This window comes from Rhodococcus jostii RHA1 (genome assembly GCF_000014565.1).
Lineage (GTDB): Bacteria > Actinomycetota > Actinomycetes > Mycobacteriales > Mycobacteriaceae > Rhodococcus_F > Rhodococcus_F jostii_A.
Window position 1 is genome coordinate 5,288,464 of record NC_008268.1, and the last position, 24,102, is coordinate 5,312,565.

The 24,102-nt window shown below is 67.9% G+C and carries 21 protein-coding genes; 11 read left to right on the top strand and 10 right to left on the bottom strand.

What is annotated here, in order from left to right:
• Positions 1–27 precede the first annotated feature (27 nt).
• The 3 genes from RHA1_RS24490 to asnB all read left to right on the top strand — a co-directional run bounded on the left by RHA1_RS24490 (position 28) and on the right by asnB (position 4,177).
• Positions 28–702: a GOLPH3/VPS74 family protein gene (locus RHA1_RS24490; protein WP_011597272.1), complete on the top strand. Its 675-nt coding sequence runs from the start codon at positions 28–30 to the stop codon at positions 700–702.
• Between the two features lie 59 nt (positions 703–761).
• Entirely contained in the window at positions 762–2,228 is a 1,467-nt protein-coding gene (locus RHA1_RS24495; RefSeq protein WP_237726940.1) for a DUF222 domain-containing protein, read from the top strand.
• A gap of 107 nt (positions 2,229–2,335) precedes the next feature.
• Complete coding sequence (gene asnB, locus RHA1_RS24500; protein WP_011597274.1) at positions 2,336–4,177, top strand: asparagine synthase (glutamine-hydrolyzing); 1,842 nt, start codon at positions 2,336–2,338, stop codon at positions 4,175–4,177.
• Here asnB and RHA1_RS24505 read toward each other — a convergent pair.
• Entirely contained in the window at positions 4,164–5,669 is a 1,506-nt protein-coding gene (locus RHA1_RS24505; protein ID WP_041811959.1) for an acetyl-coenzyme A carboxylase carboxyl transferase subunits beta/alpha, read from the bottom strand. The genes asnB and RHA1_RS24505 overlap by 14 nt on opposite strands.
• A 204-nt stretch (positions 5,670–5,873) precedes the next feature.
• Here RHA1_RS24505 and RHA1_RS24510 point away from each other — a divergent pair, with 204 nt between their 5' ends.
• From RHA1_RS24510 to RHA1_RS24525, 4 genes are read left to right on the top strand one after another with little or no spacing between them, the layout of a single operon-like run.
• Complete coding sequence (locus RHA1_RS24510; protein ID WP_011597276.1) at positions 5,874–6,701, top strand: FAD binding domain-containing protein; 828 nt, start codon at positions 5,874–5,876, stop codon at positions 6,699–6,701.
• Positions 6,698–9,415, top strand: coding sequence for a molybdopterin-dependent oxidoreductase (locus RHA1_RS24515; RefSeq protein WP_011597277.1), 2,718 nt, complete (start codon positions 6,698–6,700; stop codon positions 9,413–9,415). Before RHA1_RS24510 ends, RHA1_RS24515 begins: the two co-directional genes overlap by 4 nt.
• A gap of 17 nt (positions 9,416–9,432) precedes the next feature.
• Positions 9,433–10,416, top strand: a complete 984-nt coding sequence (locus tag RHA1_RS24520; protein ID WP_009478055.1) for an antibiotic biosynthesis monooxygenase — start codon at positions 9,433–9,435, stop codon at positions 10,414–10,416.
• Positions 10,417–10,437: 21 nt separating this feature from the next.
• Complete coding sequence (locus RHA1_RS24525) at positions 10,438–10,905, top strand: SRPBCC family protein (RefSeq protein WP_007298200.1); 468 nt, start codon at positions 10,438–10,440, stop codon at positions 10,903–10,905.
• A 10-nt stretch (positions 10,906–10,915) separates the two neighbouring features.
• Here RHA1_RS24525 and RHA1_RS24530 read toward each other — a convergent pair whose 3' ends face one another.
• The 5 genes from RHA1_RS24530 to RHA1_RS24550 all read right to left on the bottom strand — a co-directional run bounded on the left by RHA1_RS24530 (position 10,916) and on the right by RHA1_RS24550 (position 17,141).
• Positions 10,916–14,095 (bottom strand): multicopper oxidase family protein, encoded by a 3,180-nt coding sequence (locus tag RHA1_RS24530; RefSeq protein WP_011597278.1) that lies wholly within the window; start codon positions 14,093–14,095, stop codon positions 10,916–10,918.
• Positions 14,096–14,185: 90 nt separating this feature from the next.
• Positions 14,186–15,379 carry an ABC transporter permease gene (locus RHA1_RS24535; RefSeq protein WP_011597279.1) on the bottom strand — a complete coding sequence of 398 codons (1,194 nt, stop codon included), beginning with the start codon at positions 15,377–15,379 and terminating at the stop codon, positions 14,186–14,188.
• A complete protein-coding gene (locus RHA1_RS24540) occupies positions 15,376–16,272 on the bottom strand; it encodes an ABC transporter ATP-binding protein (RefSeq protein ID WP_009478059.1) in 897 nt (298 codons plus the stop codon). The genes RHA1_RS24535 and RHA1_RS24540 overlap by 4 nt, the downstream gene beginning before the upstream one ends.
• 31 nt (positions 16,273–16,303) lie before the next feature.
• On the bottom strand, positions 16,304–16,843 hold the full coding sequence (locus RHA1_RS24545) for a hypothetical protein (protein WP_011597280.1): 540 nt from the start codon (positions 16,841–16,843) through the stop codon (positions 16,304–16,306).
• Positions 16,836–17,141 carry a helix-turn-helix transcriptional regulator gene (locus RHA1_RS24550; RefSeq protein ID WP_037196307.1) on the bottom strand — a complete coding sequence of 102 codons (306 nt, stop codon included), beginning with the start codon at positions 17,139–17,141 and terminating at the stop codon, positions 16,836–16,838. Before RHA1_RS24550 ends, RHA1_RS24545 begins: the two co-directional genes overlap by 8 nt.
• Before the next feature lie 178 nt (positions 17,142–17,319).
• Here RHA1_RS24550 and fdxA point away from each other — a divergent pair, with 178 nt between their 5' ends.
• Complete coding sequence (fdxA, locus tag RHA1_RS24555; protein ID WP_005244047.1) at positions 17,320–17,646, top strand: ferredoxin; 327 nt, start codon at positions 17,320–17,322, stop codon at positions 17,644–17,646.
• Here fdxA and RHA1_RS24560 read toward each other — a convergent pair whose 3' ends face one another.
• Entirely contained in the window at positions 17,647–19,287 is a 1,641-nt protein-coding gene (locus tag RHA1_RS24560) for an ABC-F family ATP-binding cassette domain-containing protein (RefSeq protein WP_041811963.1), read from the bottom strand. It abuts the gene before it with no gap.
• A 15-nt stretch (positions 19,288–19,302) separates the two neighbouring features.
• Positions 19,303–19,896, bottom strand: coding sequence for a class I SAM-dependent methyltransferase (locus tag RHA1_RS24565; protein WP_009478063.1), 594 nt, complete (start codon positions 19,894–19,896; stop codon positions 19,303–19,305).
• Positions 19,897–20,035: 139 nt separating this feature from the next.
• Here RHA1_RS24565 and RHA1_RS24570 point away from each other — a divergent pair, with 139 nt between their 5' ends.
• Entirely contained in the window at positions 20,036–20,884 is an 849-nt protein-coding gene (locus RHA1_RS24570; RefSeq protein ID WP_050787371.1) for an aldo/keto reductase, read from the top strand.
• A 3-nt stretch (positions 20,885–20,887) separates the two neighbouring features.
• On the opposite strand, the gene RHA1_RS24575 is transcribed toward RHA1_RS24570, so the two are convergent.
• Complete coding sequence (locus RHA1_RS24575; RefSeq protein ID WP_029538390.1) at positions 20,888–21,328, bottom strand: cupin domain-containing protein; 441 nt, start codon at positions 21,326–21,328, stop codon at positions 20,888–20,890.
• Positions 21,329–21,479: 151 nt separating this feature from the next.
• Here RHA1_RS24575 and RHA1_RS52945 point away from each other — a divergent pair, with 151 nt between their 5' ends.
• Together RHA1_RS52945 and RHA1_RS24585 are read left to right on the top strand one after the other, a co-directional pair.
• Positions 21,480–21,608, top strand: a complete 129-nt coding sequence (locus tag RHA1_RS52945; protein WP_009478066.1) for a hypothetical protein — start codon at positions 21,480–21,482, stop codon at positions 21,606–21,608.
• Between the two features lie 4 nt (positions 21,609–21,612).
• A complete protein-coding gene (locus tag RHA1_RS24585; RefSeq protein WP_009478067.1) occupies positions 21,613–21,984 on the top strand; it encodes a hypothetical protein in 372 nt (123 codons plus the stop codon).
• Here the strand turns inward: RHA1_RS24585 and RHA1_RS24590 are convergent.
• Positions 21,944–24,049 (bottom strand): MMPL family transporter, encoded by a 2,106-nt coding sequence (locus RHA1_RS24590; RefSeq protein WP_011597286.1) that lies wholly within the window; start codon positions 24,047–24,049, stop codon positions 21,944–21,946. The genes RHA1_RS24585 and RHA1_RS24590 overlap by 41 nt on opposite strands.
• Positions 24,050–24,102: the final 53 nt, after the last annotated feature.

Below are 24,102 nucleotides of genomic sequence, written 5' to 3' on the forward strand. Positions count from 1 at the left end.
CCGCGACGCCCGCCCTATCGTGGAAGCATGACGCTGCTCGCCGAAGACCTGCTGTTGCTGCTGCTCGACGACACTTCGGGAAAGCCCGTCGTCGACGGGACCCGGATGCCGCGCGTCCTCGCCGGCGCCGTCCTTCTGGAACTGGCTCTCGGCGACGTCGTCACCCCGGCCGAACCCGGCGAGGATGTCAAGAAGGGGCGTCTCGTCGTCCGGGACGGAGTGCGGCCGCAGGATCCGCTGCTCGCCCGGGCCGTCGACCTCATCGGTACGTCCAAGCCGATGAAACCGGAAGCAGCCATCGAGAAGCTCGCCAAGAACCTGCGCGACGAACTCGCGAAGCGCATCGTCGACGCGGGATGGGTCCGCGAGGAGAAGGGCAAGGTGCTGGGCATCTTCCCCACCACCCGGTGGCCGGAGGTCGACGGCAGCCACGAACGCGCGCTGCGGTCCGCACTGGGCGCCGCACTCCTCGACGGGATCACCCCCACTCCGCGCACCGCCGCGCTCGTCTCGCTGCTGTCCGCCGTCGACGCGGCCCCGAAGCTGTTCCCGGACGCCGATCGTCGCGCCGTGAAGAAACGGGCGAAGGAGATCGCCGAAGGCGACTGGGCCGGCAAGGCCGTACGCAAATCCGTCGAGGCCGTCAACGCCGCGATCATCGTGGCCGCCACCGTGCCCGCCATCGTCGCGGGGAGTGGGTAGGCGGGCGGGCTCCGATTCGGGTCTTGTGGAGCGCAGGGGATTTCGCTAGCGTAGAACACATGTTCGATACGGGGGTATTCGATCGGGGGGTTCGCGAGACGGTCTGCTGTCTCGTCGACGGGGAATCCGATGTGGGTCTGGTCGAGTTGATGACCGACCTGCATCGCAGTGAGTCGGTGGTGGCCGAACGGAAGCTGGCGGTGATCGCCCAGCTCTTCGTACGCCGCACTGCCGAGGTCGAGTCCGACGGGGCGTGGACGTCGACCGCACACGAAGTGATCGAGGCCGAGATCGGTGCCGCGCTCACCATGGGGCGAGCGGCGGCGGGTCGGCTGATCGGCCTGGGCATATCGTTACGTACCCGATTGCACACCACACGCGAGGCCATGGCGCGCGGTGATCTCGACATGTACCGGGTGCGCCTGATCGACGACGCGACGGCAAACGTCAGCGATGACCGGATCGGCGAGGTCGAACATCAACTCCTCGAACAGGTTCTGGCCCCACTTCGCTCCGGTGGAACTGGGTTGACCGGCCGCAGGCTGACGAATGCCGCCAACCGCATCATCGCAAGGCTCCACCCGGCAGGGGTGCGGGCCAAGCGGGAGAAGGCGCAGGCGGACAGCTTCGTCGGAGTCAGCGCGGCAGAGGACGGCATGTGCCGAATCCTCGGTCCCATCCCTGCGGCGCAGGGTCGCGCATTCGACGCGAGATTGCGTGAACCGGCAAATACCGTGTGCCCGAAGGATCTTCGAACGTACGAGCTGAGACGGGCCGACGGATTGTCCGCGCTCATCGACGGGGTCGGGTTCGTGCACTGTGAATGCGGGCGAGTCGATTGCGGCAAGAGCTCCCGCATCGCGACGACCGCGCGCAAGCCCCTCGTGCACCTGATCGTGCTCGACTCCACACTTTCGGGCGGCGACGAACCGGCCTACCTCGACGGCTACGGAATCGTCGACGCGGCGCACGCGCGCGAGATCGCAGCCGACGCGGATGTCGAAGCGGTGCGGGCACCGGTTCTGTCGTCCCGACGTACCGTCCCGGCACCGTGCTCGACACCTGGATGCGGGTGCGGGCCGGCGGGTGCGAGTGGTTGCACTGCCTATTGTCGAAATCATCACCGGCTCAAACATTCCGGTCACTGGAGGGTGTCCGCTGGCGGTGGATTCGAGTCGGTCGCGCCCACCGGTCACCGATACCGACCGCGGTCGTCGGGGCTCCTGGGTGCCGGACGGAGCGATGCCGGCGGAAGCGACCACGGTGGCGGAGGCGACCGCGCCGCCGGAAGTGACCATGCCGCGGCCGCGGCCCGCCGCCGCACCCGTGCGGAGAACACCGCTGCCCGGATTCGGGCGGAGCGCCGCCGACGGCCGGCGCACCTGGATGCGGTGCGGCACCGGTCGCCCGGTGCACGCGCATCCGAGGCTTACGCGACCGACGAACCCGCGCCGTTCCGACCGGCGGTGTTTCCGGGCCCACCGCCTGCGCGCCGAAAAGGGTTACCGTGGAATACAGGTGGTTAGCAAGAGTAAAGAACAGTCAATGTGATTGCTACGGTTCCGACTCGGTTCGCCACCTCGCAACTGACCACGCGCTGAAGGAAGAGCGCCAGCGACAGCCGGAGGAACACATGTGCGGAATCGCCGGATGGATCTCGTTCGAACGCGATCTACGCGTCGAACAGTCCACCGTGGATGCCATGGCCGAGACGATGAACTGCCGGGGACCGGACGATCGCGGTACCTGGGTCGTCGAACGCGCCGCGCTCGGGCATCGAAGGCTCGCGATCATCGATCTGCCGGGTGGGCATCAGCCGATGAGCGTGGACACCCCCGGTGGGACCGTTGCGATGGTCTACTCCGGTGAGGTGTACAACTTCGGTGAACTGCACGAGGAGTTGTACCGGCGCGGTCACCGGTTCGCCACCGACTCCGACACCGAGGTGGTGCTCCACGGATACCTGGAGTGGGGAGAGGCCGTCGCGGAGCGGCTCAACGGCATGTATGCGTTCGCCATCTGGGATTCGCGGACCGACACACTCGTGATGATCCGCGACCGGATGGGCATCAAGCCGTTCTACTACTACGAGACCCGAGACGGCGTCCTGTTCGGTTCGGAACCCAAGGCGATCCTTGCCAATCCGATCGCCGAGTCGACCGTCACAATGGACGGGATCCGGGAGCTGTTCGCGTTCGTGAAGACACCGGGACACGCCGTGTGGGACGGCATGCGTGAGGTGGAACCGGGCACGGTGGTCACCGTCTCGCGCACCGGACTGCGAACGCACCGGTACTGGACCCTGCAGACCCGCCCGCACACCGACGACCGGGACACCTCCGTCGCGCACGTCCGCGAACTCCTCGACGACATCGTGCGGAGGCAACTGGTCGCCGACGTGCCGCGCTGCACCCTGCTGTCCGGTGGTCTCGACTCGTCCGCGATGACCGGCATCGCCGCCGAGCAGCTCGCCGAGGTAGGTGAGACTGTTCGCACGTTCGCCGTCGACTTCGTCGGTCAGACCGAACATTTCGTAGCCGACGAACTGCGGGGCACCCCGGACACTCCGTACGTGCACGACGTGGCCCGGCGATCCCGGACCGCGCACCAGGACATCGTCCTCGACTCCGACGCACTGGCGGACCCCGCCGTGCGCGCGAAGGTCATCCGGGCACGTGACATCCCCATGGGCCTCGGCGACATGGACGCGTCGCTGTATCTGCTGTTCAAGGCGATCCGTCAGCACTCCACGGTGGCGCTGTCCGGTGAGTCGGCCGACGAGGTGTTCGGCGGATACAAACAGTTCTTCGACCCGAAGGCGCAGCAGGCAAACACCTTCCCGTGGCTCGTGCAGTTCGCCGAGCACTTCGGCGACGAGAGCAACATCTTCACCCCGGAGGTCACGGCGGGGCTGAACATGGACGACTACGTGCAGGACTCGTACGACGCAGCGGTGTCCGGGATCGACCGGCTGGACGGCGAATCCGACTTCGAGTGGCGGATGCGCAAGATCTGCTACCTCCATCTGACGCGGTTCGTCCGGGTCCTGCTCGACCGCAAGGACCGCGCGAGCATGGCCGTCGGACTCGAGGTCCGGGTGCCGTTCTGCGATCACCGGTTGGTGGAGTACGTCTACAACACGCCGTGGTCGCTGAAGACGTTCGACGGCAAGGAGAAATCGTTGCTGCGGGCGGCGACCAGGGACGTGCTGCCGCAGTCGGTGATCGACCGGGTGAAGTCGCCGTACCCGTCCACCCAGGACCCGAAGTATGCGGTGGCGTTGCAGCAGCACGGCAAGGACCTGCTCAGCGACCCCTCGCACCCGGTGTTCGGCCTGGTCAGTGCGGACTGGCTGTCCCGGGCGGTGTCCGTCGACACCCCACAGATCAGTCAGGTGTCGCGGCGCGGACTCGAGCGCACGCTCGACCTCGCGCTGTGGATGGACATGTACAACCCGACGATCAAACTGTCTTAGGTAGGCCGAGGTTCCGGTAGCGGGCGAGCCGGGCCGCGAAGCGTTCGCTTTCGGGAGCCCCGGTCAGGGCACGGAGTTCCCGGGAGATGGCCTCGCCGACCCGCTTGGAGAAGTCGACGGCCTCGTCGGCGGCGTCCGGATGCTCGGGGATGATGGCGTCGATGACGCCGTCGCGCAGCAGGTCGAGCGAACGGATGCCCTGGGCGGCCGCCATCTCGGGGGCGTGCGAGGTGTCGCGGTGGACGATCGCGCTGGCGCCTTCGGGAGGAAGCGGGGCCAGCCACCCGTTCTGCGCGGCGAGCACCCGGTCGGCGGGGAGGAAGGCGAGCGCCCCGCCGCCCGTGCCCTGACCGAGCAGAACGGACACGGTCGGCGTCTTCAACGTCACGAGGTCGGAGATGCAGCGGGCGATCTCGGGGGCCAGGCCGCGTTCCTCCGCCTCCTGAGACAGTGCTGCACCGAGGGTGTCGATCACCAGGACCAGAGGGATCTGCAGTTCCTCCGCCAACCGCATGCCGCGGCGTGCCTCGCGGAGAGCGGCGGGCCCCATCGTGTTCAGCGCCGACTGCCCGGCGCGGTCCTGGCCCAGCAACACACACGGTGCGCCCCGGAAACGAGCCAGCGACAGCAGCACCGTCCCCTCGGTTTCGCCCTGACCGGTACCGCTGAGGGGCACCTGCTCGGTGGCCGCGTGCCGTAGCAGGTGCCGGATGCCGGGCCTGTCGGCGCGCCGCGACAGCATCACCGACTGCCACGCGGGCACGTCGGGGATGTCGGCCTCCGGCGCCGGTTCGGTGACGGTGGCGGTCGGCGTCGGCGGATCGATCAGCACCCGCAACGCCCGATGGACGAGCCGGCGCAAGCGGGTGGCGGGGACGACGCCGTCGATGACGCCGTTGCGGTACAGGTTCTCGGACGTCTGCACGCCCTCGGGGAACTTCTCGCCGTACAGGGCCTCGTAGACGCGGGGTCCGAGGAACCCCACGAGCGCACCGGGTTCGGCCACCGTGATGTGCCCGAGGGAACCCCAGGACGCGAACACTCCGCCGGTGGTCGGGTTCCGCAGATACACCAGGTAGGGGAGATGGGCGGCCTTGTGGGTGGCGACGGCCGCCGCGATCTTCACCATCTGCACGAAGGCGACGGTGCCCTCCTGCATGCGCGTGCCCCCCGACGTGGGCGAGGCGAGCAGGGGCAGACCCTCACGGGTGGCGCGTTCGATGGCGGAGACGATCCGCTCGGCGGCGGCCACACCGATAGAACCGGCCAGGAACGCGAACTCGCAGGCGATCACCGCGACCGGGCGCCCGCGAACCGTGCCGACGCCGGTGATCACCGATTCGTCGACGCCCGACTTCTCGGCGGCCTTCTGCAGGTCGGCGCGGTACTTCTCGTTCGGCCGCGCATCGACGGGTGTGGTGTCCCAGGAGACGAAGCTGCCTGCGTCCAGTACCAACTCGAGCACGTCGTGGGCGGAGATCTTGGCGGGCATGGCCCTGAGAGTAGCGGTCGGGCCGGGGCTGCAGATGTCTGCTACGGCGGGTGACGGTCGCCCACGCGGCCGGAACACGGCACACAGCGCCCGGGTGGAACCCGGCAATTAACACCGAGACCGCCGCCACGGTGTCTAAAGTCAGGTGAGTTGACGCAGGCCGGGTACGAGAACGACGACACTTTTCCCGAGTGGAGCAGTCATATGGACCTCAACACCATCACCGATGTCGTTCGGCGTCCAGCCGACCGTCCGGGTGCGGCGTGGCGGGAAGGCGACGCGTGGCTGGCCGGGGGAACGTGGCTGTTCTCCGAGCCGCAGCCCGACCTGTGCCGTCTCGTCGATCTCACGACGCTCGGCTGGGACACCCTGGTGCCGAGCGACGCGGGCCTCGAGATCGGCGCGACGTGCACGGTCCGTGAGCTGTATGCGCTTGCGCCGCCGGACGACTGGAGAGCCGCCTCGCTGTTCGGAACGAGTTGCGAGGCCTTCCTGGCGTCGTTCAAGGTCTGGAACTCGGCGACGGTGGGCGGCAACATCTGTATGTCGCTTCCCGCGGGTCCGATGATCACGCTGACGGTCGCGCTCGAGGCGACGTACACGCTGTGGGCCGCCGACGGGTCCGAGCGCACCGTCGACGCCGCCGACTTCGTGACGGGCAACCGCGAGAACGTGCTCACACCGGGTGAGATCCTGCGCCGCATCGACATTCCGGTCGGTGCCCTCCGTAAGCGTCACACGCATCGCCGCTTCACCCTCACACGCCTCGGCCGTTCGACGGTGTTCATGATCGGCACCCAGGAGCCCGGCGGCGACGACCTGCTGCTCACGATCACGGCGGGCACCACCCGTCCGATCCGGCTGGCCTTCGACGCCGTACCCGACGCCGACTCGCTCCAGCAGACCATCGACGCGATACCCGACGACGTGTGGTTCGACGATCCCAACGGCACCCCCGACCACCGTCGCCACCTGACGAGGCATTTCGCCGAGGAGATCCGGACCGAGTTCACCGCAGGAGACCGGCAATGACGTACATCGTGAACGGCAGGGCGTTCGACGAGGAACCGAATCCAGGGCAGTGTCTGCGCACGTTCGTGCGGTCGCTCGGTCATCACGGCGTGAAGAAAGGTTGCGATGCAGGCGATTGCGGAGCCTGCACGGTGTGGCTCGACGGCGATCCCGTGCACAGTTGCATCACGCCCGCGTTCCGCGCGGAGGGGCGGGAGGTGACCACCATCGAGGGCCTCGGTTCGCCGGACGACCTGCATCCGCTGCAGCGGCAGTTCCGTGACGCCCCCGGGTTCCAGTGCGGATTCTGCACCGCGGGCATGATCATGACGTCGGCGACGTTCACCGACGCCCAGAAGGAAGACCTGCCACGCGCGCTGAAGGGCAATCTCTGCCGCTGCACCGGCTATCGGGCCATCGAGGATGCCGTGAACGGTGTCGCCGCGGTGGAGGTCGCCGAGCCGGGCCGCGCGGTCGGGGCCAGCGTCGGGGCACCCGCGGCCACCGATGTGGTGACCGGTCGAGCCGAGTTCACCATGGACACCGAGATCGAGGGCATGCTGCACCTCAAGGTGCTGCATTCTCCGCATGCGCACGCCCGCATCGTGTCGATCGACACGACGGCGGCGCTCGCCGTCCCCGGGGTGCACCGTGTGTACACGTGGGAGGACGTGCCTCGGAAGCGGTTCACGACCGCCATCCACACCGATCATCTCGTCGACCCCGACGACACGTACATCCTCGACGACACGGTCCGCTTCGCCGGTCAGCGGGTGGTAGCGGTGCTGGCCGACACGGTCGGCGCCGCGGAGGAGGGCTGCCGCGAGGTGGTCGTCGAATACGACGTGTTGCCTGCGGTGTTCGACCCGGAGGAGGCGATGGCCGACGGCGCACCGCAGTTGCACGGTTCGGACGACCCGTTCGTCCGCGATCCCGTGCACAACATCCTGCTCGAGCTCCACGGGGAGGTGGGCGACATCGAGGCGGGGTTCGCCGAGGCCGACGTGATCCACGAGGGCACCTACTTCACCCCGCGCGTGCAGCACGCTCATCTCGAGACGCACGGGTCGATCGCCTGGATGGAGGACGGCCGCCTGCACGTGCGCACGAGTTCGCAGTCGCCGTCGATCGCCAAGGTCAAGTTGGCTCACCTGTTCGACCTGCGCCCCGACCAGCTGCGCGTGTTCTGCAAGCGTGTCGGTGGCGCTTTCGGCGGCAAGCAGGAGGTGTTCTCGGAGGATCTCGTCGCGCTCGCGACCCTCGACACGGGCAGGCCGGTCTGCTTCGAGTTCACCCGGGAGGAAGAATTCACGACGGCGTCGCCGCGGCATCCGATGAAGCTGACCATCACGCTCGGCGCCCGGTCGGACGGCACGCTCACCGCGTTCCAGGTGCGCAACGTGTCGAACACGGGGGCGTACGGGAATCACGGGGGTGAGACGTTGTTCGCGGCCGGTGCCGCCATCTCGGCGTACCGGTGTCTCAACAAGAAGTTCGATGCGTATGCCGTCTACACGAACAGCGTGCCCAGCGGAGCGCTGCGGGGCTACGGGATGACCCAGCCCGCTTTCGCGGTGGAGTCCGCGATGCACGAGCTGGCGGTCGCCCTCGATATCGACCCGCTCGAGTTGCGGCGCCGCAACATCGTCCGCCCCGGTGACTCACTCGTGGCGATCGACGACGTCCCCGACGACGTCGGGTTCGGGGAGGACGGACTCGGGCAGTGCATCGACCTCGTCGACGACGCATTGCGGCGGACCGCGAACGGGCAGGTGCTGGGCGTCGACTGGCTCGTCGGCGAGGGCACCGCGAGTTCTCTGCACGAGACCGCGCCCCCGACCGAACACATCTCCGAGGCGTGGGCGACGCTCGGCGACGATTGTGTGTACGAACTCGCCGTCGGCACCGTCGAATTCGGTGAGGGGACGTCGACTGCGCACGTGCAGATCGCGGCCACCCATCTCGGCACCACACCCGCACGGATCCGTCTCGTGCAGTCCGACACCGACCGTACGGGTTTCGACACGGGAGCCTTCGCCAGCGCCGGCCTCTTCGTCGCGGGCAACGCCGTGTCGAACGCCTCCGTCGCCCTGCGCGACCGCATCCTGGCGTTCGCCGCCGTGCACACCGGAGTCGATGTGACCGAGTGCTCGATGGACGACGACGGGGTGCTCTGCGGGGGCACCCGAGTGCCGTTGACCGACCTCGTCGCCGCGGCCCGTCGCCGGGGCATCCGGTTCACCGAGGCGCGCAAGGCGTACGGGTCGCCGCGCAGCGTCGTCTCCAACACCCACGGTTTCCGCATCGCCGTCCACCGGGTCACGGGCGAGATCCGAATCCTCTACAGCGTTCAGGCCGCGGACGTCGGGGTCGTCATCAACCCGGTGCAGGTGCGCGGCCAGATCGAGGGCGGCGTCGCCCAGGGAATCGGCTTCGCGCTGACCGAGAACTTCCACGTCGACGACAACGGCGTGATGATCAACCCCAGCCTGCGCAACTACCGCATCCCCACCTACGCCGACATTCCCCGCACCGAAGTGCTGCTGGTCGAGTCGAATGACTCCGTCGGGCCGATGCGGGCGAAGGGAATGGCGGAGTGCTGCATCAACCCGGTGGCGCCCGCGCTGGCCAACGCCCTGGAAAACGCGACCGGTGTGCGTTTTCGCGAGTTGCCGCTCACCCCCGAGCGGATCTACCACCGAATCGGCGAGAACCGATCGGTTCCGACGACCTGAGCCGTGAGGAGAGGGTGATGGACACCGAGAAGCCCACCGAGAAATCCACCGGCAACGCCGCGACGGTCATCATCGGCCAGAAGGTGCGCGCCGGATCCGAGGAGGCGTTCGAGGCCTGGCAGCAGGACATGAACACCGCCGCGTCCCACTACCCCGGGTTCCTGGGCGCCGAGATCTCCGCGCCCACCGCCGTGCAACCCGACTGGGTCGTGGTCTACCGCTTCGATTCCGTCGCCCACGTGCAGGCCTGGATCAACAGCGCCACCCGGCAGCAGCGGCTGGACGAGGGACAGCAGTACTTCGACGGCCCCGCTACCCAGCAGGTCATCAGCGGGGGCACACGCGAGTCGGATCCGCTCGTGACGGTCGTCGTGACGCACCGTGTCGGTCCGGAGCACGTCGACGATTTCCTCGCGTGGCAGGATCGACTGCGATTGGAAGAGAGCAAGTTCGACGGCTTCCGCGGCAGCGAACTCTTCCGGCCCATCGAGGGAATCCAGGACGAGTGGACCGCGCTGTACCGCTACGACAACGCCGCCGACCTCGACAGGTGGCTCACCTCGGCGAAGCGTCAGGAACTCCTCGCCGAGGGGGAGAAGTTCCACGACTTCGAATTGCGCACCATCGACAACTCCTTCGGGAGCTGGTTCGCGTTCGACGAGAACGGCAACGAGGCGCCGCCGCCGTCCGAAACCAAGACGTCGATCGCGGTGTGGGTCGGTCTCTATCCCACCGTCGTGATTCTCACCCTCGCGTTGTCGCCGCTGAAGATGCCGCTGTGGCTCGGTCTGCTCGTCGGAAACCTGCTGTCCAGCTTCATCATGAGCTTCGTGACGATGCCGTACTACGTGAACCGGGTTCTCGGGCGCTGGCTGCGGCCGCCACCGGACGTCCCGGAAGCGACGACGAACCGTCGAGGGATCGCGATCGTCGCCGGGGTTATGGTGTTCTGGGTCATCGTCTTCTACCTGGTGACCCGCCAGTTCTGGACCCTGCCCTGAGAAGAAAGAAAAGGGTGCCTCATGTCAGCCTCGGAGATCCGTGTGAGCCGAACGATCGATGCGCCCGTCGGCGCGGTCTGGGCGGTCATCACCGACCTGGACAACGCAGAATCGGTGCTGAGCGGTGTGGAGAAGCTCGAGAGGCTGGACTCGACGGAGTACGAAGTCGGCACGCGGTGGCGCGAGACCCGGGTGCTGTTCGGCAAATCGTCGACCGAGGAAATGTGGGTCACGGAGATCGACCCGGAGAAGCGCACCGTGGTGAAGGCGTCGTCCCACGGCGCGGACTACACGACGGTGTTCACCCTGGAGCCTGCCGGTGACGGCACCACCCTGACCTTCCACTTCTCAGCGGAAGCAAGTGGGCTCGGCGCAGTGTCGAGGTTCATGATGAAAGTGTTCGGTTCCTTCGCACTGAAGGCCACCACCAAGGCGATCCGGCGCGATCTCGACGACATCGCCGACGCCGCCGAGAAGCGGGCCGGCTGACCCCCTGCACCTATCTGCCACCGAGTGGCACGGACCCTTGCGCTGAGGGGAGCGCGGGGAGCGTGCCCAACGGCAGCGGCACCAGTGTGGTCGATCGGGGTTCGGCGCGGCCGAGCCCGAACTTGCGCACCTCCGTGCCGCCCGGCCCCGGACCGCTGACGAGCAGGTCGGCGCCGGTGGTGGTGCTGGTGGTGGCCACCTGAACCCCGCTGCCGGCAGGGCCGCCGGCGAACGGTGCGAACGACGCGATCTGAGTGAACACGACGTCGGCGGAGTGGTGGTTCGGGCTCTCGAGATACATCCTCGGCTCACCGTCGAGGCGTGACCCACTCGACCACACGCGAACAGTGCCGTCGCCGCCCAGCATGCCGGTGACGATGCTCTTCGCTCCGCCTTCGGCGCCGGCCACCCACCCCGTCGAGAGTGAGACACCGCCGAGGTAGCTCTCGTCGAAGGCCAGGAACTCCGACGTCGTCCTCGGTCCGTCGGTGTGGCCGGCGTGCTCGTCCGCGGTGCCGTCGGCAGTCGCGGCGGCGGTCGGCTCGAACAGGTCGTAGCGGAACGTCTTCACACGAGGCGCTTCTCCCGGCCCCGGGGCGGTGACGATGCTTGCCCGGCCCGAGGCGGCGTCGACCAGGCCCGTCGCGACCGTGACCCCGGACTGCGACCCGGGGTAGGGGGTGAAACTCGAGAAGACCTCGGGTGCTGTGCCCTTCTCCGTGGGCAGGGTGGACGAGAACACCTTCACCTGCGATTCGGTGCCGGGGCCCGTGCCGGCGATGATGTTGTCGGCCAGCGCGTTTCCGTCGATGTCCGCACCCGCGACGTTCACGCCTCCGCGGAAGCCGTCGTCGAACGGGGCGAACCGGGTCAGCTCGGCGGTGAACGGGCCGGAGCCGACATCGTTGCCGTCGTACGCGACGACCTCCGGTGCCACGCCCGCACCGGTCCCGGCGACGAGGTCGAGGATCATGTCGCCGTTGACGTCGGCCATCGCCACCGTCGGGGTGCCCTCGAACGACGGGAACGGTGTGACCGCGGCGATCACCTTGTCGCCGTTGCCGTCGTGGACCTGCACGGTCGCGGGGGTGCCCGCAGAACCCGGCACCGCCACCGCGTACGTCGACACCTCGGGAATCACGTTGACGGTGGCCATCAGTCCGTTGTCCTCGTGGTTGAGGCGATGGCAGTGGATCACGAAAGTGCCCGTGTACTCCGTGAATTTCGTGCGCAGCGTCACCGATGCGGGCACGAGCGGGTTCTCGTTCGCGTCGGTGACGGGCGCCGGCACGTTCACGTTGTCCTCACCCCACGGTTGCACCCCGGTCCGGGTGCCCGCGATCGGGTCGACGATCTCCATCACCTGGAAGTCGTTGACGTGGATGTGCATCGGATGTTCGTCGTTGTTGAGGTTCGTGATCAGCCATTCCTCGACCGAATTGAGGCGCGGCTGGATCAGCGGGATGTTCGGGAACGTGTTGTCGTCGAACTCGTAGGTGAAGGCCTTCGGGTCGCTGTTGCTGGCCTTCTCGTTGCCGAATCCGCCCGAGACCGTGAGGGTGCGCTTCACGTCGGGTGTCATCACCGACGTGTCCACGAAAGACGTGTACGCGTCGAGGTTCTGGCCGGGCTCGAACGGCGTGGTCCGCCCTTCACCGCTGTCGGGTGTGACGTGGAGGAGGGTCTGGGTGGGGAAGGTGAAGAAGCCGTCGGCGTAACTGATCACCGACGGGTCGACCGTCACCGTGCCCAGCTCGGCCGGCGGATTGTCGGTGCCGTTGTCGGTGTAGAGCACGCCGGGATTGGTGACGGGTTTCGCCCCTTCCAGCGGTGGCATGTCGAGCACCAGATCGCCGGTGTCCGGCATCGTCACGGCGATCGCGTACCGCGACCCCGGCGGGATGACGAGCCGGGTGCCGTCACCACCGACGGGCAACTGCACCTGGGTGAAGGGGTTTCCGTCCTGGCCGACGACGGAGAACGTCGGGTGGTTGCCCGTCGCGGTCTCGGTGAGTCTGAGCGGCATGTAGGCGAAATCGCTGATGTTCGCCAGCGACCAGATCTCCGTCTGGCCCGGCTTCAGTTTCAGCTCCGGCTGGAACTGCCCGTTGACGGTGTACTGCACGTCGCGTTCGTTGTCCGGCAGCGACGGGTCGGCGGGAATCTTCGTCGAATCACTGCTGAAGCTCTGGAGATTGCCCGGCACGAACTGGTTCTGCCCGCGATGATTCGCCGGCGACAGCGGCCCGGAATACCAGTTGGTGACGTACTGGGAGCCCTCCGTGGTCTCCGAGAAATTCACGGGCGCCAGACTCGGCTGGTACGTTCCGTCGGCGAGCTGGGTCCCCTCCGGCGGCTTCAGTGTGCTCACGAACTGTGGCCAGTTCGGGTCGTTCAGCTGGTGGCCCTTGCCTTTACGGTCGAAGACGAAGTTGTACTGCAGCGCCATGTCTCGGATGGGAACGTCGTTCTGCGTCACCAGCGGAAGGTTGCCGTCGGGCCTGCCGATCTCCAGCAGTCCCGCGAGCCCCGCGTACGTCTGTTGCGCCGTCATCGTGTGACGGTGGCTGTGGTACCAGTACAGCCCGTTCGGCATGTCCTTCGGCACCGCATAGTCGTAGACGTTGCCCATCCCGGCGGGGATGTCGAGCAGCACGTTGTCGGCGTTGCCGTCCGGGCTCACGTGCAGACCGTGGGTGTGCAGGTTCAGCGGCGCCGAGTCGAGGGCCGGGGGGTAAATCGGGACCTCCCCGCCCGCCGTCGTGAACGCGGGGTCGTAGAAGTCCTCGATCGTCAGGTTCCGGAGATCGTTGTCGTAGTGGATGATCAGGCGCTCACCCGGATCGACGCGCAACGTCGGTGCCGGGTAGACGTCGTCGCCCGTCGTCGAGCCGTCCGAACTCGTGCCCTGCAGAACCTCGTATCCGAAGACCAGGAAGCCCGACACCGGTTCCGAGACGGTGTCGAGGTCGACCGTGCCCTGGTGGGCCGACAGCCGAACCTCGAGCACCCCGTTCTCGCTCGACAGCTTCACCGGCTCCTCGTAGGCGACCGGGGTGCCGTCGGGGCCGGCGTTGCCACCGCGCGCAGTGGCCGGCTCGTCGGACGTGCAGGCCGTCAGCATCAACGTCATGGAGGCGACCACGGCGACGGCGATGGCGACGATCGGCTTCCTGCGACGGACGACCATGGGTGTTCCCCGTTCCACGACGGCAGCTGAGCAGCATCGATCGACGATTCGAAGACTACACAGGGAACTTGGCCGTGCGCTGGGAATTCTCTACCTCCCGAGCGCCTCCTTCCACGACACGACCTTGCCGATCCGCAGGATCGAGCGCTGGTAGATCTTCGCGGCCAGCACGCTGAGTGCGGCGGTCACCGCGAGCATCAGGGCCACCGTGACGACCACCTGGACCGGGGACGCCACCCCGGCGGCGATGCGCAGCGGCATCAGGATCGCCGAGAACGGCGGAATCCAGCTGAGGACGTTGCTGAGGGTGCCGTCCGGGTTGCTCACCGAGGAGAAGGCGCTGAAGAACATGATGACGATCAGCACCATCAGCGGCGACGCGGTGGCGTTGACGTCCTCCTGCCGCGACACCATCGACCCGGCCGCGGCGTAGAGGACGGCGAAGAATGCGAATCCGAGCACGAACCAGCCGAGCGTTCCGGCCAACACTCCGATCGCCGTCCCCGTCACGGTGAGCACCCCCGTCGCGAGTCCGGCCGCGACACCGGCCACACCGTAGGCGGTCAACTGGACGAGACCCACCGCGCCGATGCCGATCACCTTGCCCCAGAGCAGTTGCAGCGGGCGGAGGGTCGACAGGAGCAGTTCCACGACGCGGCTCGACTTCTCCTCCACCACACCCATCGCCACGTACATGCCGAACATCATGATCTGCATGTACAGCAGGACGACCACGGCGATGGAGAGGGCCACGCGCTGGCCCTTCTCCGGGTCGGGCGGATCGAGTGCGTCGACGGTGACCACCGCCCGGCCGGTCGCTTCGGCGAGTTGCGCGGGATCCACGCCCTGCGCGGCGAGCGCGCCGGCCTGAGCCTGCTGCACCACGGCCGCGTCGATCACGGTGCGAAGCCCGGAACCGATCTCGGATTCGGTGACGGCCGTGACGGATCCGTCGATGCCGGGAATCAGGGCGACGTCGAGGTCACCGTTCTCCACCTCGTCCCGTGCGGCCTGTTCGTCCGTGGTCGGGACGACGTCGACCGGCGTCCCGACCGCGTCACCGGTGGCGACGAGAGCAGGCGCGAGCGACTGGTCGCCGACGAGTCCGATGGTGGCGCGTTCGTCGTCGCCGCCCGAGAACAGCGAGTACGCGACGATGCCGCCCACGATGGCCAGCAGGATGATCACGTTGCTGATGACGAAGCTCTTCTTCGCCACCTGTGTCAGGAATTCGCGGCGGGCCACGAGGCCGATCGCGCGGGCGGGGCTCAGTGGGGCACTCATGCCGTGACCACCTCTCGGAACAGATCGGTCAGGGTGGGCCGGTGCAGCGAGAATTCGTGCACCGGTCCGGTCTTCAGGGCGGTGTGCAGGATCAGCTGGTCGTCCACGTGGGCGTCGAGCGACAGCAGGGTCCGGCCGTCGAGGTGACTGATCGTGGTGACGCCCTCGAGATGATGGGCCCAGCCGACCGGCGCCTCCGGAGCGTGGACTTCGAGTTGGGCGTTGCCGCCGCCGCGGAGTTCGTCGACGGTGCCGACGGCACGCATCCGGCCGTGGCTGATGATGCCGACGCGGTGGCACAGGCGCTGGACGAGTTCGAGCTGATGGCTCGAGAAGATCACCGGCACTCCGGTGTTCGCCTTCTCCACCAGCACGTCGCTCATGACGTCCACCGCGACGGGGTCGAGCCCGGAGAAGGGTTCGTCGAGAACCAGCACCGCCGGATCGTGGACGAGCGCGGCGGCCAGCTGGACGCGTTGCTGGTTGCCGAGCGAGAGTGCGTCGACGGTGTCGCCGACACGGTCCGCGATGCCGAGGCGTTCGGTCCAGCGGCCGACCGCCTCCCGCGCCGCCGAGCGGGAAATGCCGTGCAGCTCGGCGAGGTATTCGAGTTGCTTGCCCACCTTCATCTTCGGGTACAGCCCGCGTTCCTCCGGCATGTACCCGATGGTGCGCCGCACATCCAGGTCCACCGGCTTGCCGCCGAGCCGGACCTCGCCGGAATCGGCGGACAGGACGCCCAGCGCGATGCGCATGGTGGTGGTCTTGCCGGCACCGTTGCTGCCGACGAAACCGAAGATCTCACCGGGGCGGACCTCGAAGGACAGGTCGTCGAGCGCGACGACCTCGCCGTACCGTTTGGAGATGCCGTCGATCGTGAGGGTGTGAGACATGGGTCCTTCCCGTTCTCGAGTGCGGGTGTTCCTACGAAGCGAGGTCGTCGGGGTCGGGATCGGGTTGCGTCCAGCCGAGGATCATGGCGGGCGTGCACCCCCCGACCATCAGCGCGGTGACGACGAGCAGTCCCGCGGCGTACGGCACGTTGCCGTGATCGCCGTCCAGCGCGCCGACGAAGATCAGGTAGAGCGCGGGAATGAGCGTCAGTAGCTGGGTGACCGTGAGTCCGATCGACCGGGCACTGTTGCGCTGCTGGATCTCCCACTCGTCGAGGGCGTCGCGCGGAGCGTCGCCCTGCCGCCCGGACACGATCTGGAGCATCGTCCACAGCGGGAAGAACAGCAGGCACGCGGGCAACCACAGCAGCGGCCCGACGACCATGTCGAAATGGCACACGATGCCGACGGCGGTCATGAACACGAACGTCACCGCGAGGGCGATCACCAGGAATCGTCTGCGGCTGCGCGTCCGCCACGCCGGTAGCCACGTCCGGTACCGGCGTTCGTTCTGGAGGAATCTGCGCGTCCGGAACCCCTGGTACCGCTCGATCAGATTGGTCTCAGGCATCGGAACTCTCCCCGTTTCCTGTCGTGGACGGCGGTCGGTCGGTGCGGTACAGCTCGGTGGACAGGGGTCCGAACTCGGTGCGGGAGAAGATGGCCTCCACGGGCAGTTCGAACACCCACGAGATACGGAACGCCAGGTCGAGGCTGGGGTAGTGGTCGCCCCGTTCGAGCGCGCCGACGGTCTGGGGATTGACGTCGATGAGTCCCGCCAGCTGAGCCCGGCTCATCCCGCGTTCGGCGCGAAGGACGCCGATGCGGTTGTAGATGGGGAGGGCGTCCCCCCGCCGCACTGGGCTCATGCAACAAAGTGTTGTGAAAACCCAACAGTTTGTCAATGGGATACAACGGAGTGGGTGTCGCAGACCGCCGTCGACCTCCTCGCCGCCGGGCCGCACGCCGACAGGTTGACCTCGGGAAATTGAGTGGCAGAGTGGAGGCGATTCGCGCGGGACGGCAGGAAAGGACAGGATTACTGACGTGACCTATACCATCGCAGAGCCTTGTGTCGACGTTCTGGACAAGGCATGCATCGAAGAATGTCCTGTCGACTGCATTTACGAGGGCGGTCGGATGCTCTACATCCACCCCGACGAATGCGTCGACTGCGGCGCCTGTGAGCCGGTCTGCCCCGTCGAGGCGATCTTCTACGAGGACGACGTCCCGGACCAGTGGGTGGAGTACACCAAGGCGAACGCCGACTTCTTCGACGACCTCGGTTCCCCCGGCGGCGCGGCGAAGCTGGGCAAGGTCGACTACGACCCGCCGTTCGTCAAGGCGTTGCCGCCGATGGCCGAAGGCGACTGACTACTCCTCGGACAGCCGGCCGCCGTCCATCCGCCACCGGCGCGTGCTGCGCGTCGAATCCAGCATCCGCCGGTCGTGGGTGACGAGCAGCAGCGTGCCGTCGAAGTTCTCCATGGCCTGCTCGAGCTGTTCGATCGCGGGGAGGTCCAGGTGGTTGGTGGGCTCGTCGAGCACCAGCAGGTTGACGCCCCGCGCCTGCAGCAGGGCCAGGGCGGCGCGGGTGCGTTCGCCGGGTGACAGCGACGCCGCCGGCCGCAGCACGTGGTGTCCCTTGAGCCCGAACTTCGCGAGCAGTGTCCGCACGTCGGCGTCCGGCCAGTCCGGGACCTGCGCCGCGAACGCGTCGGCCACCTTCTCGCCGCCCTCGAACAGGCCGCGGGCCTGATCGATCTCGCCGATCGCCACACCCGAACCGAGTGCGGCGGTGCCCGCATCCAGGGCGATCTTGCCGAGCAGCACGTTCAGCAGGGTCGTCTTGCCGGAACCGTTGGCGCCGGTGATGAGGATCCGGTCACCCCAGTCCACCTGAGTGGTGACCGGACCGAACGTGAATTCGCGGTCCCCGCCCCATGCGACGGTGGCGCCGTTCGCCGTCGCCACGACCGATCCGCTGCGCGGGGCGGTGGCGATCTCCATCCGCAGTTCCCACTCCTTGCGCGGCTCCTCCACCACCTCGAGCCGCTCGATCCGGCGTTGAGTCTGCCGGGCCTTCGCGGCCTGCTTCTCGGTGGACTCGGTGCGCAGACCCTTGCCGATCTTGTCGTTGTCCTTCGCCTTACGACGCGCGTTCCGGACGCCGTGCTCCATCCAGTTCCGCTGCATCTGCGCGCGGTCCTCGAGGTCCGAACGGGTCCCGGCGTACTCCTCGTACGCCTCCCGCACATGCCTGCGCGCGATCTCCCGCTCGGCGAGATACGAGTCGTAGCTGCCGTCGTAGACCGCGATCTGCTGCTGTACCAGGTCGAGTTCCACGATTCCGGTCACGGTGCGCGCCAGGAATTCTCGATCGTGACTCACCACCACCATCGCGCCCCGGCTCTCGGCGACGAAACGCTCGAGCTGCTCGAGCCCCACGAGGTCGAGGTCGTTGGTCGGCTCGTCGAGCAGCAGCACGTCGTACCGGGACAGCAGCAGCGACGCCAATCCGGCGCGCGCGGCCTGCCCACCGGACAGCGACGTCATGTGCGCGTCGAGCGGCACTCCCAGCCCGAGTTCGCTCACGACCTTCTCCGCGCGCTCGGCGAGGTCGGCGCCGCCCAGCGCCAGCCAGCGTTCGAGCGCGGGGGAGTAGAGATCCTCGTCCGACTCGCCGAGCGTTTCCGCGGCCGCGTTCATGGTGTGCTCGGCCTCGGTGACGCCGGTCCTGCGGCCGAGGAAGTCGAGCACCGTCTCGCCGGCGATCCGGTCGGGTTCCTGGGCGAGGTAGCCGACGGCCGCGTCGGGCGGGCTCAGCACGATACTGCCCTCGACGTCCGCCGAGCCGACCCCCGCGAGCGCGGTCAGCAGCGTCGACTTGCCGGCACCGTTCGCCCCCACGAGTCCGGTCACGTCGCCCGGGGCGACAGTCAGGTCGAGGCCGGAGAAGAGGGTGCGCTCCCCGCGCGAAGCCGACAGTCCGCTGATGCGCAGTGTTGCAGTCACCAGGCGATTATCCACTCAGCGCTTGACGAGGCGGAACCAGCGGGGGTCGGCCTTCTTGAGCGGTCCCGGCATACCGGTCGTGTCCGCGTCGACGTCCGACACGAGTTTCCACTTCTCGAACGTCCGCTCCACGTCGGAGCGGGAGACCCCGCGCGGCAGGGGGCCGCGGTGCCCCGGCCCGAACGCGAACATCAGCAGGGTGGCGTGCGGTTCGCTCACGGTCGTGACGTTCTCGGCGTACGCGACCCGGTCGTGGTCGCTGAGCCCGTGATAGCACCCCACATCCAGGATCAAGTGGTACCCGCGACCGACGGCGTGCTCGAGGTCGGTGGCGTCCGCGTGCATGAAACGCACGTCGACGCCCGCCTTCCGGGCCTTGGACCGCGCCTTGTCGAGGGCCAGTTGGACGGTGTCGATCCCCGTCACCTGCCACCCCCGCCGGGCCATCTCGATGGCATGGTCACCGGTGCCGCATCCGATGTCGAGGACCTCTCCCGGTGGTGCGTCGAAGGGATCGAGCAACGTGTCGATCTGACTTCCGAAGACGCGGCCCGCTTTCACCCAGGGCGTGATCTTGAACCGATAGGCCAATGTGTATCCGAGGCCCATGTCCGCCCCTTCCACCGGGCGCGTCACCACCTGAACGCCGATGCCGTCGGATTACCCGGTCGTACCGAAACGACACGCGAAAGTCCACATTCTGAGACAGCGGGGAACATCTGGTCCGGGTCCCCGGTTGGACAGTCTCATGGGTTTCAACAATGCACAGAGTCCTGTACCTACGGTCACGCTCAACGACGGGAACAGCATTCCTGCCCTCGGCTTCGGCGTGTGGCAGGTGCCGGACGACGAGAGCCATGCCGCGGTCATCGAGGCGCTGAAGGCCGGCTACCGCAGCATCGACACCGCCAAGATCTACGAGAACGAAACCGGAGTGGGCCGCGCGCTCGCGGACTCCGGAATTGCCCGCGACGAGCTGTTCGTCACCACCAAGCTGTGGAACGAGGACCAGGGGTACGACTCCACGCTCCGCGCATTCGACGCCAGCCTGAACCGCCTCGGGCTCGACTACGTCGACCTCTACCTCATCCACTGGCCCGAGCCGTCCGCGGACCGCTACGTGGACACGTTCAAGGCCTTCCAGAAGATCAAGGCCGACGGGCGTGCGCGGTCGATCGGTGTCTCCAACTTCACCCCGGAGACCCTCGACCGACTGATCGCCGAGACGGGCGAGGTGCCCGCAATCAACCAGGTCGAGCTGCACCCGCGGTTCAACCAGGCCGACCTGCGCGCCTTCCACACCGGCAAGGGCATCGCGACCGAGGCGTGGAGCCCGCTCGGTCAGGGCACCGTCCTCGAGGACGAGTCCATCGCGAAGATCGCTGCAGCGCACGGTAAGACGACCGCACAGGTGATCATTCGCTGGCACCTGCAGATCGGGAACGTGGTGATCCCCAAGTCGGTGACGCCGGAGCGCATCGCCGCCAACTTCGACGTCTTCGACTTCGAGCTGACCCCCGACGAGATCAACACGGTCGGGTCGCTGACCCGGGCCGACGGACGCATCGGCCCCGACCCGGACACGCTGGGCGCGTAGGGCCTAGAGCCGGAAGTCCGCGAAGTCGAAGCCCGGGGTGACGACGCAACTGACGAGAGTCGGTTCGTCGCCCTCGGGCTTCGCTCGCTGCCAGTGTCGCGGCGGGACCAGCAGCTGTGGTTGCTGGCCCGCCGCGACGTCTGCGCCGAGGATCTGCGCGTCCGGATTCGCGGGTTCGCTTCCGTCCCCGCCGAGTTCGAGCCGCAGGGGGCTGCCCCGGTGGTACAGCCAGATCTCGGCGCTGCGCACGCTGTGCCACTCCGACTGCTGGCCGGGCATCAGCAGGAACAGGATCGCGGTACCGGCCGCCCTCGGTCCCGGGTAGTCGCCGGGCAGGCTCCTCTTCGGGATCGTGACGTCGCTGCGCCACGTCTCGCGGTACCAGCCGCCTTCGGGGTGCGGGGCGAGGTCGAGGGTTCGGGCCCATTCCGGTAATTCCGTCATGGCCGCCATTCTGCCGCCCGGCGCCGCGTCCGGGGGTGTGGTCGCACCACCCCTGGGGTGTCTTATCTCGGACGGCCGGAGCCGCGAGAGTCGTAGGTGTTCAGAAAGCGGGGGCACGAATCCCGCACACCAGCGACGAACAGGAGACAACATGCTCGGAATCATGCTCGGACTCGGCGGAGCCGCAATCGGACTCGGAATCGGCGTCATGGCCCTCGGGGTCGGACTCCTTCTCAGTGACGCGACGATCAAGCACGATGTCGGCGAACTCCCCGACTGACTCCATGTGGGTCGACACCCGTCGGGGGCGGGTGCGGGCGCGAACAGCGGCCCGTACCCGCCACCCGCTGGCGTGGTTTCACTCGGTTCTGACCCGCAAACGCGGTGTTGCCGTCCAGACTCCGCCTGCCAGTGCCGGTGAGGTGCTCGAACGCCTCGTCGACCTGCCGCTCAGCGTCTGGACCTACGGTTTCGATCACGAGTCGGTGCGGCACCTGGGCCCGATGGCGCAGGATTTCGCCACCGCATTCGGTCTCGGTTCCAACGACCGCCGGATCGCGATGGTCGATGCGAACGGGGTGTGCATGGCAAGCATTCAGGCCCTGTACCGGCGGGTCATCGCGCTCGAAGCGGAAGTGGAACGCCTGCGGAGGTAGCATCCTCGTCCGGTGCCGCATCCCGGCGTCCGCCGGGCCGCCACCAGTTGGCGTTGCCCAGCAGATACATCGTCGCGGGCACCAGCACCATCCGCACGATCGTCGCGTCGATGAGGACCGCCGTCGCGAGGCCGACGCCCATCATCTTCACGGTCACGTCGCCGTCGAGTGCGAACCCGGCGAACACCGCCACCATGATCGCCGCCGCGCTCGTGATCACCCGGCCCGTGGATGCCAGTCCCTCGACGACGCTCCGGTGCGAGTCGCCCGTGTCGAGCCAGCGCTCCCGTATCCGGGAGAGCAGGAACACCTCGTAGTCCATCGACAGTCCGAACAGGATGGTGAACATCAGGATCGGTACCCAGCTCGACACGGGAAGCGCATGCGGAAGGCCGAGTAGCTCCGCGCCCCAACCCCATTGGAACACCATCACCATCACGCCGTAGGCGGCGGCCACCGACAGCAGGTTCATCACGGCCGCCTTCACCGCGACCACCGGCGCGCGGAGCACGAACGTGAGCAGCACGACGGACAGCGTGACGACGAACGCGATCACGAGCCACAGCCGTTCGGCGAGGCGGGCGGAGATGTCGGCGAACGTCGCGGTGAGTCCGGTGACGTGGACGCCGTCGGCGGCGTCGGAGCGGATCCGCTCCAGCAGTTCGGTGCTGCGGGGGTCGCTGGGACCGGTGGTCGGCTGCACGGAGATCAGCGCGGCCGTCGCGTCGGCGTTCGTCAGGACGGGCGTCACCGACGCCACCCCGGGTTCGGCTGCGAGTTCACGCGCGATCGCCGGAAGTTCGGCTGCCGGAACCGTGTTCAGGTCGACCGCCACCATCAGGGGTCCGTTGGCGCCGGGTCCGAACTCGGTGTCGATCAGGTCGTACGCCTGACGGATCGTGTTGGCGGCCGGCGCGCTGCCCGCGTCCTGCGGCCACGTCCGCATGCCCAGAACCGGAGCGGCCAGGAGCAGCAGCACCCCGAGCGCCGTCAGGGCCCACAGCCACGGGCGACGGCTCACCCTGATCGCCCACCGTTCCGTCAGCGGCGACGTCGTGCGACGTTCGGCCCGGGCACGGGACCGCTTGCCGAGCACCCGCGTGCCCGCCAGTCCGCACAGTGCGGGCACCAGCGTGACCGAGGTGAGCATGACGATGCCGACCATCGCGAACGTGGCGTAGCCGAACGACGCGTACATCGGCAGCCCGGACAGCCGCAGTCCGAACAGGGAGACGAGGACGGTGGTTCCGGCGAAGATCACCGACGTCCCGGCCGTGGAGTTGGCCGCGGCGACGGCGTCCCGGACCGACATCCCGGATCGCAGGCCCTCGGTGTACCGGGTGACGAGCAGCAACGCGTAGTCGATGCCGACGCCGATGCCGACCATCGTGGCGATGGTCGGGGCGATGGTGCTGATGCTGGTGAACCCGGCCATGATCGTGATGAGGCCCGACCCGATGCCGACGCCGACGAGCGCGACGGCCAGGGGCAGTCCGGCGGCCACCACGGATCCGAACGCGAACACCAGGATGATCAACGCCAGGACCATGCCGACCGCCTCGGCGGTGCCCGACGGTGTGGAGATGTTCTCCGGGACCTGCCCGCCCAATTCCACCTGCAGTCCCTGCGCCTGGGTGTCGGCGACCGCGGCGTCGAGGGCGTCGACCCCTTCGCTGCCGTGGAAGTCGGTGACCGGGATGCGGTAGTTGAGGCTGATCACCGCGGTGTCGGAATCCTGGGACAGGCGGGGCGGCGACACGGAACTCACGCCGTCCACCTCCGCCAGCCTGGTGCCGAGATCGGTGAGGACCGCGGGGGCGAGCGGGCCGCTGTCCGAGTGCACGACCACCCGCGCGTCCGCTCCCGACATCTCCGGGAATCGCTCGGTCAGCAGATTCGTCCCCTGCTGCGACGGCAGACCGGGCACGTTGTAGTCGTCGTGGTTGGTTCCGCCGAACGCGGACGCGGCGGCGAGCACCAGGACGAGCAGCGTCAGCCACGTGGCGATCACCCGCCAGGGACGGGTGGCGGCAGCCGAGCCGAGGCGCGCGAGCAGGGAACTCATGGGGAGCCTCCAGGAAAGCCGGTTGGTTCTGTCGCCTCCGACTCTGCGCCCGG

Coding starts and splice junctions, on each gene's coding strand:
- RHA1_RS24490 (WP_011597272.1), top strand. CDS start 28: ATGACGCTGCTCGCCGAAGACCTGCTGTTGCTGCTGCTCGACGACACT.
- RHA1_RS24495 (WP_237726940.1), top strand. CDS start 762: ATGTTCGATACGGGGGTATTCGATCGGGGGGTTCGCGAGACGGTCTGC.
- asnB (WP_011597274.1), top strand. CDS start 2,336: ATGTGCGGAATCGCCGGATGGATCTCGTTCGAACGCGATCTACGCGTC.
- RHA1_RS24505 (WP_041811959.1), bottom strand. CDS start 5,669: ATGCCCGCCAAGATCTCCGCCCACGACGTGCTCGAGTTGGTACTGGAC.
- RHA1_RS24510 (WP_011597276.1), top strand. CDS start 5,874: ATGGACCTCAACACCATCACCGATGTCGTTCGGCGTCCAGCCGACCGT.
- RHA1_RS24515 (WP_011597277.1), top strand. CDS start 6,698: ATGACGTACATCGTGAACGGCAGGGCGTTCGACGAGGAACCGAATCCA.
- RHA1_RS24520 (WP_009478055.1), top strand. CDS start 9,433: ATGGACACCGAGAAGCCCACCGAGAAATCCACCGGCAACGCCGCGACG.
- RHA1_RS24525 (WP_007298200.1), top strand. CDS start 10,438: ATGTCAGCCTCGGAGATCCGTGTGAGCCGAACGATCGATGCGCCCGTC.
- RHA1_RS24530 (WP_011597278.1), bottom strand. CDS start 14,095: ATGGTCGTCCGTCGCAGGAAGCCGATCGTCGCCATCGCCGTCGCCGTG.
- RHA1_RS24535 (WP_011597279.1), bottom strand. CDS start 15,379: ATGAGTGCCCCACTGAGCCCCGCCCGCGCGATCGGCCTCGTGGCCCGC.
- RHA1_RS24540 (WP_009478059.1), bottom strand. CDS start 16,272: ATGTCTCACACCCTCACGATCGACGGCATCTCCAAACGGTACGGCGAG.
- RHA1_RS24545 (WP_011597280.1), bottom strand. CDS start 16,843: ATGCCTGAGACCAATCTGATCGAGCGGTACCAGGGGTTCCGGACGCGC.
- RHA1_RS24550 (WP_037196307.1), bottom strand. CDS start 17,141: ATGAGCCCAGTGCGGCGGGGGGACGCCCTCCCCATCTACAACCGCATC.
- RHA1_RS24565 (WP_009478063.1), bottom strand. CDS start 19,896: ATGGGCCTCGGATACACATTGGCCTATCGGTTCAAGATCACGCCCTGG.
- RHA1_RS24570 (WP_050787371.1), top strand. CDS start 20,036: ATGGGTTTCAACAATGCACAGAGTCCTGTACCTACGGTCACGCTCAAC.
- RHA1_RS24575 (WP_029538390.1), bottom strand. CDS start 21,328: ATGACGGAATTACCGGAATGGGCCCGAACCCTCGACCTCGCCCCGCAC.
- RHA1_RS52945 (WP_009478066.1), top strand. CDS start 21,480: ATGCTCGGAATCATGCTCGGACTCGGCGGAGCCGCAATCGGACTCGGA.
- RHA1_RS24585 (WP_009478067.1), top strand. CDS start 21,613: ATGTGGGTCGACACCCGTCGGGGGCGGGTGCGGGCGCGAACAGCGGCC.
- RHA1_RS24590 (WP_011597286.1), bottom strand. CDS start 24,049: ATGAGTTCCCTGCTCGCGCGCCTCGGCTCGGCTGCCGCCACCCGTCCC.